Below are 13,143 nucleotides of genomic sequence, written 5' to 3' on the forward strand. Positions count from 1 at the left end.
ATTTCTTAACATCGCGGCCTCGCTGGAGTCGGGGGCAGTTAAGCCCCTGTAAATTCAATACCTGGCCACGGAGGCTGTTATGCTCAGTATCTTCAAACCTGCGCCGCATCGGGCGCGTCTGCCAGAGGCAGAAATTGATCCGCTATACCGCCGTCTGCGTTGGCAAATCTTCCTGGGGATCTTCTTCGGGTACGCGGCGTACTATCTTGTGCGTAAAAACTTTGCGCTTGCCATGCCGTATCTGGTGGAGCAGGGCTTTTCCCGTGGCGATCTGGGGTTCGCGCTGTCAGGGATCTCTATCGCCTACGGTTTTTCCAAATTCATTATGGGTTCAGTGTCCGATCGCTCGAATCCGCGCGTCTTCCTGCCTGCCGGTCTGATCCTGGCGGCAGCGGTCATGCTGTTTATGGGCTTTGTGCCGTGGGCAACCTCCAGCATTGCCGTCATGTTCGTCCTGCTGTTCCTCTGCGGCTGGTTCCAGGGGATGGGATGGCCGCCATGCGGACGTACCATGGTGCACTGGTGGTCGCAGAAAGAGCGTGGCGGGATCGTGTCGGTGTGGAACTGCGCGCATAACGTGGGGGGCGGTCTTCCGCCTCTGCTGTTCCTGCTGGGGATGGCCTGGTTCAACGACTGGCACGCTGCGCTTTATATGCCGGCCTTTGGTGCGATCGTGGTGGCGATTATTGCCTTTGCGCTGATGCGCGATACGCCACAGTCCTGCGGCCTGCCGCCGATTGAAGAGTACAAAAATGACTATCCGGATGATTACAGTGAGAAGCACGAAGAAGAGCTGACGGCAAAACAGATCTTCATGAAGTATGTGCTGCCCAACAAACTGCTGTGGTACATCGCGGTGGCGAACGTGTTCGTTTACCTGCTGCGCTACGGCATTCTGGACTGGTCCCCGACCTACCTGAAAGAGGTGAAGCACTTCACGCTGGATAAATCATCCTGGGCCTACTTCCTGTATGAATACGCCGGGATCCCGGGCACGCTGATTTGCGGCTGGATGTCGGACAAGGTGTTCAAAGGTAACCGCGGTGCGACGGGCGTCTTCTTTATGACCCTGGTGACCATCGCCACCGTCGTGTACTGGCTCAACCCGCCGGGCAACCCGGGTGTGGATATGGCCTGCATGATCGTCATCGGCTTCCTGATTTATGGTCCGGTTATGCTGATCGGCCTGCATGCCCTGGAGCTGGCACCGAAAAAAGCGGCAGGCACGGCGGCAGGCTTTACCGGTCTGTTCGGCTATCTGGGCGGTTCGGTCGCGGCGAGCGCCATCGTGGGCTATACCGTTGACTTCTTCGGCTGGGACGGCGGATTTATGGTGATGATCGGCGGTAGCGTACTGGCGGTACTGCTGCTGATTGTCGTGATGATCGGTGAGAAACGTCATCACGCGGAAGTGCTGGCACGTCGTCAATAAGGAACATTGCCATGAAATTATCTCACTTAACAACCGGTCTGCTGCTGGCGGGCCTGATGACAGGGTCCGCGCTGGCGGCGGATAAAATCGTTATCGCCCATCGCGGTGCCAGCGGCTATCTGCCGGAGCATACGCTACCGGCGAAAGCGATGGCCTATGCACAGGGCGCGGATTATCTGGAGCAGGATCTGGTGATGACGAAGGACGACCAGCTGGTCGTCCTGCATGACCACTATCTTGATCGCGTGACGGACGTGGCGGAGCGTTTCCCGGACCGTGCGCGCCAGGATGGCCGGTTCTACGCCATTGATTTTACCCTGGCGGAGATCCGTTCCCTGAAGTTTACCGAAGGTTTCGAGATTGAAAATGGCAAGAAGGTGCAGGTTTATCCGGGACGTTTCCCGATGGGAAAATCTGACTTCCGCATCCATACCTTCCAGGAAGAGATTGAGTTTGTTCAGGGGCTGAACCACTCAACCGGTAAAAATATCGGTATCTATCCGGAAATCAAAGCGCCGTGGTTCCACCACCAGGAAGGGAAAGACATTGCCGCGAAAACGCTGGAGGTGCTGAAACACTATGGCTACACCAGCAAGAAGGACAAGGTGTATCTGCAGTGTTTTGACGCCGCTGAGCTGAAGCGCATCAAAACCGAGCTGGAGCCGAAGATGGGGATGGATCTCAATCTGGTGCAGCTGATTGCTTACACTAACTGGAATGAAACCCAGGAGAAGCAGCCGGACGGGACGTGGGTGAACTACAGCTACGACTGGATGTTCAAACCGGGTGCGATGAAGCAGATTGCGCAGTATGCCGACGGCATCGGGCCGGATTACCACATGCTGGTGGCAGAGGGTTCCACGCCGGGCCACGTGAAGTTGACGACGATGGTGAAAGAGGCGCATGCCAGCAAGATGCAGGTCCATCCTTATACGGTGCGCGCGGACCAGTTGCCGGAATATGCGACGGATGTGAATCAGCTTTATGAGGTGTTGTACAACCAGGCGGGTGTGGACGGATTGTTTACAGATTTCCCGGATAAAGCGGTGACGTTCTTAAAATAAAAAAAGGGCCGGAAGGCCCTTTTTTACATCTCGATCTCAATATCGCCTTTTGCCCTACAGCAGCAGGGCAAAATTTCCCCTTCGTTGATGAAGGCCAGCGGCTCGGTGATCCAGTCAACCTGGCCGGTCACCAGGCGGCAGCGGCAGGAGCCGCAGTAGCCTTCACGGCACTGGTATTCAACTGCAATCCGGTGGGATTCCAGTGCAATAAGCAGGGAAGGGTGTTCTTCCTGGCACAGGAGTTCTGTGCCAGTCAGGCGAAGCGTCACGCGGCTCATCAGAGCTGGAAGTCGCTCAAATCATCGGTGTTGACTTCGGAGTCAATCTGACCGACCAGGTAGGAGCTCACTTCCACTTCCTGCGGCGCCACCTGGACGTTATCGGACACCAGCCAGGTGTTGATCCACGGGATTGGGTTGGAGCGGGTCTGGAACGGCAGGTCAAGACCCACCGCCTGCATGCGTATGTTGGTGATGTACTCGACGTACTGGCAGAGAATATCTTTGTTCAGGCCGATCATCGAGCCGCCCTGGAACAGGTATTCTGCCCACTCTTTCTCCTGCTGCGCCGCCTGCACAAACAGGTCATAGCTCTCCTGCTTGCACTCTTCTGCAATCTCAGCCATCTCCGGATCGTCCACGCCGCTGCGCAGCAGGTTCAGCATATGCTGGGTGCCGGTCAGGTGCAGGGCTTCATCCCGGGCGATCAGACGGATGATTTTGGCATTGCCTTCCATCAACTCGCGTTCCGCGAAGGCGAAGGAGCAGGCGAAGCTGACGTAGAAACGGATCGCTTCAAGAGCGTTAACGCTCATCAGGCACAGGTAGAGTTTCTTCTTCAGCTCACGCAGGTTTACGGTGACGGTTTTGCCGTTCACGCTGTGGGTGCCTTCACCCAGCAGATGCCAGTAGCTGGTCATCTCAATCAGGTCATCATAGAAGTGCGCAATGCCCTGCGCGCGCTTCAGGATCTGATCGTTGGTGACGATATCATCGAACACAATCGCCGGATCGTTGACGATGTTACGGATGATGTGGGTGTAGGAGCGGGAGTGGATCGTCTCGGAGAAGGCCCAGGTCTCAACCCAGGTTTCCAGCTCCGGGATGGAGATCAGCGGCAGCAGCGCCACGTTCGGGCTACGACCCTGGATGGAGTCCAGCAGCGTCTGATACTTCAGATTGCTGAGGAAGATGTGCTTTTCATGCTCCGGCAGCGCCTGGAAGTCGATGCGATCGCGGGAAACGTCAACTTCTTCCGGACGCCAGAAGAAGGAGAGTTGCTTTTCAATCAGCTTTTCGAAGATGTCATATTTTTGCTGATCGTAGCGTGCCACGTTGACCGGCTGGCCGAAGAACATCGGCTCTTTGAGCTGGTCGTTTTTCGTCTGTGAAAAGGTGGTGTATGCCATGAGTGTGTCCTGTGAGAGATTTTGTAGATCGGGCAAACAAAATCGTAGGCCGGGTAAGCGTAGCGCCACCCGGCATTTACATTAAATCTTACATGCGCCGCTTTCGCAGCCATCATCCTGAATGGACGGGGCCATATCGTCCTGCGCATCTTCCGCACCGTCACGGGTGTTTTGATAGTACAGGGTCTTCACGCCAAATTTATAGGCGGTAAGCAGGTCTTTCAGCAGCTGCTGCATCGGCACTTTTCCGGACGGGAAGCGTGACGGATCGTAGTTGGTGTTGGCAGAGATCGACTGGTCGATAAACTTCTGCATGATGCCCACCAGCTGCAGGTAGCCGTCGTTATTTGGCATCTCCCACAGCAGCTCGTAGTTGTTTTTCAGCAGCTCGTAGTCCGGCACCACCTGGCGCAGGATCCCGTCTTTCGACGCTTTGATGCTGACGTGGCCGCGCGGCGGCTCGATGCCATTGGTGGCGTTGGAGATCTGCGAGGAGGTCTCGGACGGCATCAGGGCAGAGAGCGTGGAGTTACGCAGGCCGTGAGTCTTAATGGATTCGCGCAGAGCTTCCCAGTCAAGATGCAGCGGCTCGTTGGCGATCGCGTCCAGGTCTTTCTTGTAGGTGTCGATCGGCAGAATGCCTTTGGCGTAGGTGGTTTCGTTGAACCACGGGCAGGCGCCTTGCTCAATGGCCAGATCGTTGGAGGCTTTCAGCAGGTAATACTGAATGGCTTCGAAGGTCTGGTGCGTCAGATTGTTGGCGCTGCCGTCGGAATAACGCTTGCCGTTTTTCGCCAGCCAGTAGGCATAGTTGATCACACCGATGCCGAGGGTACGACGACCCATCGCACCACGTTTGGCCGCCGGGATTGGGTAATCCTGATAATCCAGCAGCGCATCCAGGGCACGGACCGCCAGCACTGCCAGCTCTTCCAGCTCGTCGAGGCTGTTAATCGCACCCAGGTTGAACGCGGAGAGCGTACACAGGGCGATCTCGCCGTTTTCGTCGTTCACATCTTCCAGCGGTTTGGTCGGCAGGGCGATCTCCAGGCACAGGTTGGACTGGCGCACTGGGGCAACGACCGGATCGAACGGGCTGTGGGTGTTGCAGTGGTCGACGTTCTGGATGTAGATACGGCCGGTCGAGGCGCGCTCCTGCATCATCAGGGAGAACAGTTCAACCGCCTTCACGCGCTGCTTACGAATACTGTCGTCCTGCTCGTACTGAACGTACAGGCGCTCGAACTCATCCTGATCGGCAAAGAAAGCGTCGTACAGGCCCGGGACGTCGGACGGGCTGAACAGGGTGATGTCGCCACCTTTCAGCAGACGGGTGTACATCAGCTTGTTGATCTGTACGCCGTAGTCCATGTGACGCACGCGGTTACCTTCCACGCCACGGTTGTTTTTCAGGACCAGCAGGCTTTCAACTTCCAGATGCCACATCGGGTAGAACAGGGTCGCTGCACCACCGCGCACGCCGCCCTGGGAGCAGGATTTGACTGCGGTCTGGAAGTGTTTGTAGAACGGGATACAGCCGGTGTGGAACGCTTCACCGCCGCGGATCGGGCTACCCAGGGCACGAATGCGACCGGCGTTGATGCCGATACCGGCGCGCTGGGAAACGTATTTCACAATGGCGCTGGAGGTGGCGTTAATAGAGTCCAGGCTGTCGCCGCACTCGATCAGCACGCAGGAGCTGAACTGGCGGGTTGGGGTGCGCACGCCGGACATGATCGGCGTTGGCAGAGAAATTTTGAACGTGGACACCGCATCGTAGAAACGCTTCACGTATTCCAGACGGGTATCGCGCGGATAGCCAGAGAACAGGCAGGCGGCAACCAGAATGTAGAGGAACTGGGCGCTCTCGTAGATTTCGCCGGTCACACGGTTCTGGACCAGGTATTTACCTTCCAGCTGCTTCACCGCGGCGTAGGAGAAGTTCATATCACGCCAGTGATCGATAAACCCGTCCATCTGCTTGAACTCTTCTTCCGTGTAGTCTTCCAGCAGATGCGTGTCGTATTTGCCCAGCTCTACCATCTTCACCACATGATCGAACAACGCTGGCGGCTCAAACTGGCCGTAAGCTTTTTTACGCAGGTGGAAAATGGCCAGACGGGCAGCGAGGTACTGATAATCCGGTGCTTCGCGGGAGATCAGATCCGCCGCAGCTTTGATAATGGTTTCGTGGATATCAGACGTTTTGATGCCGTCATAGAACTGGATGTGAGATCGCAGTTCCACCTGAGAAATAGATACGTTGTTCAGTCCTTCTGCTGCCCAGTCGAGAACACGATGGATTTTGTCCAGATTGATACGCTCGGTAGCACCGTCGCGCTTTGTCACCAGCAGACTCTGATTCATGTGGGTTTTTACCTGTCCGTGAAAAATGAAAATATCCCCCGCTTATCCACAGACCTCTGTGGATAAATACTATATATAGGGGTTGTGCGTTAAGCATAACGCAAGATGGTGAGTATTCTAGTAAGGATTCTTTTCAGCACAAGAGTTGATTTTGAGGTTAAATTCAGGTTGTGAAAGGGTAAAAAAGCGTAAGTCCTCGTGCCGTAAGGCCTGGACGTGATGTCAATAATGTAGAAAAAAAAATGAAAATTTGATCGACTGCTGATTTCTTCAACGGGTCTTAAAAAATGCGCAACTGAGGGTTGCGCATTCATCAGAAAAAGAGTGGCTAACCTTACTCTTTTTTTGCAGTGGTATGGAGCATGTAGTTAACGTCCACGCCCGGTGCCAGTTTGAACTTGTCGGTCAGGGGATTGTAATGCAGCCCGGTGATGTGCTGCTCTTTCAGCCAGGTGCCATCGACCCAGCCCAGCAATTCGGCGGGTTTGATGAATTTTTTCACGTCGTGCGTGCCCTTTGGCACCATCCGCAGCACGTATTCCGCGCCGACTACTGCCATCAGCCACGCCTTGCCGTTGCGGTTGATGGTGGAGAAGAACACCTGGCCGCCCGGTTTCACCAGTGCCGCACAGGCTTTTACTACCGATTGCGGGTCGGGAACGTGCTCCAGCATCTCCATGCAGGTGACGACGTCATACTGATGGGCATGTTTCGCCGCGTGCTCTTCGACGGTTTCCTGCACGTACTCCACCTGAACACCGCTTTCCAGCGCATGCAGTCGCGCCACCTGTAGCGGCTCGAAGCCCATATCCAGGCCGGTCACGGTAGCGCCTTCGCGCGCCATGCTCTCTGCCAGGATGCCGCCGCCGCAGCCTACATCGAGCACTTTTTTACCGAACAGGCCGCCGGAACGCTCTGCGATATAGCCCAGACGCAGGGGGTTAATGCGGTGCAGGGGTTTAAACTCACCTTCAAGATCCCACCAGCGCGAGGCGACGGCTTCGAATTTGGCGATCTCTTCCTGGTCAACGTTGGGAGCCACCGGGGATTTTTCCGCATTCATGGACGCTTTTACTCCGTAATTTAAAGACGAGGAAGTATATCAGGATAACAAAGCAAATTAGTTTAAACCTAAGCGGGTGTGTTATAATTTCCGACCTTTGAATCCGGGATACAGTAGAGGGATAGCGGTTAGATGAGCGACCTTGCGAGAGAAATTACACCGGTTAACATCGAGGAAGAGCTGAAGAGCTCCTATCTGGATTATGCGATGTCGGTCATTGTTGGCCGTGCGCTGCCGGATGTCCGCGATGGACTTAAGCCGGTACACCGTCGCGTACTATACGCCATGAACGTATTGGGCAATGACTGGAATAAAGCCTACAAAAAATCTGCCCGTGTCGTTGGTGACGTAATCGGTAAATATCACCCGCATGGTGATACAGCAGTTTATGACACCATCGTCCGTATGGCGCAGCCATTCTCATTGCGTTACATGCTGGTTGATGGTCAGGGTAACTTCGGTTCAGTCGACGGCGACTCCGCCGCGGCGATGCGTTATACGGAAATCCGTATGTCGAAAATCGCCCATGAGCTGATGGCCGATCTGGAAAAAGAGACCGTTGATTTCGTCGATAACTACGATGGCACCGAGCGCATTCCGGATGTGATGCCAACCAAGATCCCTAACCTGCTGGTAAACGGTGCATCCGGTATCGCCGTAGGTATGGCGACCAACATTCCGCCGCACAACATCACGGAAGTGATCAACGGCTGCCTGGCCTATATCGACGATGAAGAGATCAGCATTGAAGGGCTGATGGAACACATCCCGGGTCCGGACTTCCCGACCGCCGCCATCATTAATGGCCGTCGCGGCATTGAAGAAGCGTACCGTACCGGTCGCGGCAAGATCTATATTCGCGCCCGCGCTGAAGTGGAAGCGGACGCCAAAACCGGCCGTGAGACCATCATCGTCCACGAAATCCCGTATCAGGTGAACAAAGCGCGCCTGATCGAGAAGATTGCCGAGCTGGTTAAAGAGAAGCGTATTGAAGGGATCAGCGCGCTGCGTGATGAGTCTGATAAAGACGGCATGCGCGTCGTGATTGAGATCAAACGTGACGCGGTAGGGGAAGTGGTTCTTAACAACCTCTACTCCCTGACCCAGCTTCAGGTCTCCTTCGGCATCAACATGGTGGCGTTGCACCATGGTCAGCCGAAGATCATGAACCTGAAAGATATCCTGAGCGCGTTCGTCCGTCACCGCCGTGAAGTGGTGACCCGTCGTACCATTTTCGAACTGCGTAAAGCTCGCGATCGTGCACACATCCTTGAAGCTCTGGCGGTTGCGCTGGCGAACATCGATCCGATCATCGAGCTGATCCGTCGTGCACCAACGCCTGCCGAAGCGAAAGCAGGTTTAGTGGCTCAGCCATGGGCGCTGGGGAATGTCTCTGCGATGCTGGAACGTGCGGGCGATGACGCTGCGCGTCCGGAGTGGCTGGAGCCAGAGTTTGGCGTACGTGATGGTCAGTATTACCTGACCGAACAGCAGGCTCAGGCGATTCTGGATCTGCGTCTGCAGAAACTGACCGGCCTTGAGCACGAAAAACTGCTCGACGAGTACAAAGAGCTGCTGGAACAGATTGCCGAGCTGCTGCATATCCTTGGCAGCGCCGATCGTCTGATGGAAGTGATCCGTGAGGAGCTGGAGCTGGCCCGCGATCAGTTTGGCGATGAGCGTCGCACTGAAATCACTGCCAACAGTTCTGATATCAACATTGAAGATCTGATCAACCGCGAAGACGTGGTGGTCACCCTGTCTCATCAGGGCTATGTGAAATATCAGCCGCTGACCGACTACGAAGCACAACGTCGTGGTGGTAAAGGCAAATCTGCAGCACGTATTAAAGAAGAAGACTTTATCGACCGCCTGCTGGTGGCCAACACCCATGACACCATCCTCTGCTTCTCCAGCCGGGGTCGTCTGTACTGGATGAAGGTTTATCAGCTGCCGGAAGCGAGCCGTGGCGCGCGTGGTCGTCCGATCGTTAACCTGCTGCCGCTGGAAGCGAACGAACGTATTACCGCAATCCTGCCGGTACGTGAGTACGAAGAGGGCGTGAACGTCTTTATGGCGACCGCCAGCGGTACGGTGAAGAAGACCGCTCTGACCGAGTTCAGCCGTCCACGTTCTGCCGGTATCATTGCCGTCAACCTGAACGAAGGCGATGAACTGATTGGTGTGGATCTGACCTCCGGTTCCGACGAAGTGATGCTGTTCTCTGCCGCCGGTAAAGTGGTGCGCTTTAAAGAGAGCGCCGTGCGCGCCATGGGTCGTACCGCGACCGGCGTTCGCGGCATCAAACTGGCGGGCGAAGACAGCGTGGTTTCCCTGATTGTTCCACGTGGCGAAGGTGCAATCCTGACCGTCACGCAGAACGGCTACGGTAAACGTACCGCCCAGGACGAGTATCCAACCAAGTCCCGCGGTACTCAGGGCGTTATCTCGATCAAAGTGACCGAGCGTAACGGCTCCGTTGTTGGCGCGGTCCAGGTTGATGATGCTGACCAGATCATGATGATCACCGATGCCGGTACGCTGGTGCGTACCCGTGTGTCTGAGATCAGCGTGGTGGGCCGTAACACCCAGGGCGTTATCCTCATCCGTACTGCGGAAGATGAAAACGTAGTGGGTCTGCAGCGCGTCGCTGAGCCGGTGGATGACGAAGAGCTCGACTCCATCGACGGCAGCGTCGCAGAAGGTGACGATGAGATCGCACCGGAAGCGGACACCGACGACGATGCAGCGGATGATGCTGAAGAGTAACGTCTCCTGACGATAAAGGGCCGGTTTCCGGCCCTTTTCTTTTGTAGCACACGCAATTGCAGACAACCGAACATTGCGACCGCGCGCGTTTACCGCTACCTTAAGCCCATTCCTTTTGACCCTGATGGCGGAGCCTCGCCCCCTTGAAATACCTCGTCTCCTTTCGAACCACGCTGAAAGTTTCTCGCTATCTGTTTCGGGCGCTGGCGCTCCTGATCTGGGTGTTGATCGCCCTGTTTTCGGTGTTTTACATCGTCAACGCGCTGCACCAGAAGGAGTCGGAGATCCGTCAGGAATTTAATCTCAGCTACGAACAGTCCCAGCGCTACATTCAGCGCACCGCAGACGTCATGAAGGAGCTCAAGTACATCGCCGAGAACCGTCTGACGGCGGAAAACGGCGTGCTGGCCACCCGCGGGCGCGACAGCAAAACCGAGGTGCCCAGCTTTGAGCCGCTGTTCCCCGATTCTGATTGCGCTGCGATGGGCCCGGCATGGCGCGGGTCACTGGAGTCGCTGGCCTGGTTTATGCGCTACTGGCGCGATAACTTCTCGGCAGCTTACGATCTGAACCGGGTCTTTTTGATTGGTAGCGAAAACCTCTGTATGGCCAACTTTGGCCTGCGTGACGTACCGATGGATCGTGATAACGCCCTGAAAAGCCTGCATGAGCGGATCATGAAATACCGCAATGCGCCGCAGGATGAGCGCGGCAACAATCTGTTCTGGATAAGCCAGGGCCCGCGTCCAGGGGTAGGGTACTTTTACGCCATGACGCCGGTCTATCTGGCCAACCGCCTGCAGGCGATGCTCGGCACTGAACAGACTATCCGCATGGAGAACTTTTTCACCCCCGGCAACCTGCCGATGGGCGTGACTATTCTTGATGAAAATGGCCACTCCCTGATCTCGCTGGCGGGGCCGGAAACCCGGCTCAAGGTTGACCCTCGCTGGATGCAGGAGCGTTCGTGGTTTGGTTATACCTCCGGTTTCCGCGATCTGGTGCTGAAAAACAGCCTGCCGCCATCGTCCCTGAGCATCGTCTATTCCGTTCCGGTGGATCTGGTGCTGGAGCGTATCCGCATGTTGATCCTCAATTCGGTGCTGCTGAACGTGCTGGTGGGGATTGCGCTGTTTACGCTGGCGCGGATGTACGAGCGCAAAATCTTTATTCCGGCGGAGATCGACGCCCAGCGCCTCGAAGAGCATGAGCAGTTCAACCGCAAGATTGTCGCCTCTGCGCCAGTGGGGATCTGTATTCTGCGTACCCTGGACGGTACCAACATCCTCAGTAACGAGCTGGCGCATAACTATCTGAATATGCTGACCCACGAGGACCGGCAGCGGCTGACGCAGATCATTTGCGGGCAGCAGGTCAACTTCGTCGACGTACTGACCAGCAACAACACCAACCTGCAGATCAGCTTTGTGCACTCGCGCTATCGCAATGAGAACGTCGCCATCTGCGTGCTGGTGGATGTCTCCGCGCGCGTCAAAATGGAAGAGTCGTTGCAGGATATGGCCCAGTCGGCTGAACAGGCCAGCCAGTCGAAATCGATGTTCCTCGCCACCGTCAGCCACGAGCTGCGCACCCCGCTGTACGGAATTATCGGTAACCTCGATCTGCTGCAGACCAAAGAGCTGCCCCGGGGCGTTGACCGTCTGGTGACGGCGATGAACAACTCCTCCAGCCTGCTGTTGAAAATCATCAGCGATATTCTCGACTTCTCCAAAATTGAGTCTGAGCAGCTGAAAATTGAGCCGCGCGAATTCTCGCCGCGCGAGGTGATGAACCATATCAGCGCCAACTATCTGCCGCTGGTGGTGCGGAAACAGCTGGGGCTGTACTGCTTTATTGAGCCGGACGTGCCGGTATCGCTGGAGGGCGATCCGATGCGCCTGCAGCAGGTGATCTCCAACCTGCTCAGCAACGCCATTAAGTTCACCGATATGGGCTGCATCGTAATGCATGTCTCGAGGGCAGGGGACTATCTGAGCATCCGCGTGCGCGACACCGGGGTGGGTATTCCGGCCAAAGAGGTGGTCAAACTCTTTGATCCGTTCTTCCAGGTGGGAACGGGGGTTCAGCGTAACTTCCAGGGCACCGGTCTGGGGCTGGCGATTTGTGAAAAACTGATCAGCATGATGGACGGCGATATCTCGGTGGATACCGAGCCGGGTATGGGCAGCCAGTTCACCATCCGCATTCCGCTCTATGCCGCGCAGTCCCCGAGCATCGTGGTGGATGGATTAAGTGATAAACGCTGCTGGCTGGCGGTCAATAATGCCTCGCTGTATGCCTATCTGGAGTCCCTGCTGACGCCGCACGGTATTCGTGTGGCGCGCTACACCGGGCAAACACCGGATGCGGAAGACATACTCCTCACCGACGATGAGCTGACGCAGCCGTGGCAGGGCAAAGCGGCGGTGATCTTCTGCCGTCGCCACATCGGTATTGCTCAGGAGCGTGCCCACGGCGAGTGGGTGAACAGCGTGGCCTCGCCGCACGAGCTGATTGCGCTGCTGGCGCGCATCTATCGTATCGAGATGGACGCAGGCGATGGCTCGGCAGCGCTGCCGTCCCCGGAATCAGCACAGTCGCTGAACGAGGACATGATGATCCTGGTGGTGGATGACCATCCGATTAACCGCCGTCTGCTGGCCGATCAGCTGGGCTCGCTGGGCTATCAGTGTAAAACCGCGAACGATGGCGTGGATGCGCTGAACGTGTTGAGTAAAAACCATATCGACATTGTCCTGAGCGACGTGAACATGCCGAACATGGACGGTTATCGCCTCACCCAGCGTATTCGCCAGCTGGGCCTGACGCTGCCGGTGGTGGGCGTTACCGCCAACGCGCTGGCAGAAGAGAAGCAGCGTTGTCTGGAGTCGGGGATGGACAGCTGTCTTTCCAAGCCGGTGACGCTGGACGTGCTGAAACAGACGCTGTCGGTGTATGCGGAGCGGGTGAGGAAAACGCGAGTATAAGAGTGCGGCCTGATGCCCTCACCCCAACCCTCTCCCACCGGGAGAGGGCGCAA

8 protein-coding genes are annotated in these 13,143 nt (G+C 56.3%); 4 read left to right on the forward strand and 4 right to left on the reverse strand.

Going from position 1 to position 13,143, the window contains the following annotated elements; all coding sequences use genetic code 11:
• Window positions 1-79 precede the first annotated feature (79 nt).
• Both glpT and glpQ read left to right on the forward strand, forming a co-directional pair.
• A complete protein-coding gene (glpT, locus tag LG383_RS03955) occupies window positions 80-1,432 on the forward strand; it encodes a glycerol-3-phosphate transporter (RefSeq protein WP_106995404.1) in 1,353 nt (450 codons plus the stop codon).
• Between the two features lie 11 nt (window positions 1,433-1,443).
• The gene (glpQ, locus tag LG383_RS03960) at window positions 1,444-2,496 is read left to right on the forward strand and encodes a glycerophosphodiester phosphodiesterase (protein ID WP_225758372.1); all 1,053 of its coding nucleotides are present in this window, start codon (window positions 1,444-1,446) and stop codon (window positions 2,494-2,496) included.
• Between the two features lie 23 nt (window positions 2,497-2,519).
• On the opposite strand, the gene yfaE is transcribed toward glpQ, so the two are convergent.
• From yfaE to ubiG, 4 genes are all read right to left on the reverse strand, one after another.
• A complete protein-coding gene (gene yfaE, locus LG383_RS03965) occupies window positions 2,520-2,774 on the reverse strand; it encodes a class I ribonucleotide reductase maintenance protein YfaE (protein ID WP_106995402.1) in 255 nt (84 codons plus the stop codon).
• Window positions 2,774-3,904: a class Ia ribonucleoside-diphosphate reductase subunit beta gene (nrdB, locus tag LG383_RS03970; RefSeq protein WP_106995401.1), complete on the reverse strand. Its 1,131-nt coding sequence runs from the start codon at window positions 3,902-3,904 to the stop codon at window positions 2,774-2,776. The genes yfaE and nrdB overlap by 1 nt, the downstream gene beginning before the upstream one ends.
• 81 nt (window positions 3,905-3,985) lie before the next feature.
• Window positions 3,986-6,271 (reverse strand): class 1a ribonucleoside-diphosphate reductase subunit alpha, encoded by a 2,286-nt coding sequence (gene nrdA, locus LG383_RS03975; protein WP_225758373.1) that lies wholly within the window; start codon window positions 6,269-6,271, stop codon window positions 3,986-3,988.
• A gap of 334 nt (window positions 6,272-6,605) precedes the next feature.
• The gene (ubiG, locus tag LG383_RS03980) at window positions 6,606-7,334 is read right to left on the reverse strand and encodes a bifunctional 2-polyprenyl-6-hydroxyphenol methylase/3-demethylubiquinol 3-O-methyltransferase UbiG (RefSeq protein WP_106995399.1); all 729 of its coding nucleotides are present in this window, start codon (window positions 7,332-7,334) and stop codon (window positions 6,606-6,608) included.
• 132 nt (window positions 7,335-7,466) lie between these two features.
• On the opposite strand from ubiG, the gene gyrA reads away from it, so the two are divergent.
• The gene (gene gyrA / locus LG383_RS03985; protein ID WP_106995398.1) at window positions 7,467-10,103 is read left to right on the forward strand and encodes a DNA topoisomerase (ATP-hydrolyzing) subunit A; all 2,637 of its coding nucleotides are present in this window, start codon (window positions 7,467-7,469) and stop codon (window positions 10,101-10,103) included.
• Window positions 10,104-10,246: 143 nt separating this feature from the next.
• On the forward strand, window positions 10,247-13,090 hold the full coding sequence (rcsC, locus tag LG383_RS03990; protein WP_225758374.1) for a two-component system sensor histidine kinase RcsC: 2,844 nt from the start codon (window positions 10,247-10,249) through the stop codon (window positions 13,088-13,090).
• Window positions 13,091-13,143 lie beyond the last annotated feature (53 nt).

Source organism: Leclercia sp. Marseille-Q4284 (assembly GCF_916618945.1).
Classification (GTDB): domain Bacteria; phylum Pseudomonadota; class Gammaproteobacteria; order Enterobacterales; family Enterobacteriaceae; genus Enterobacter; species Enterobacter tamurae.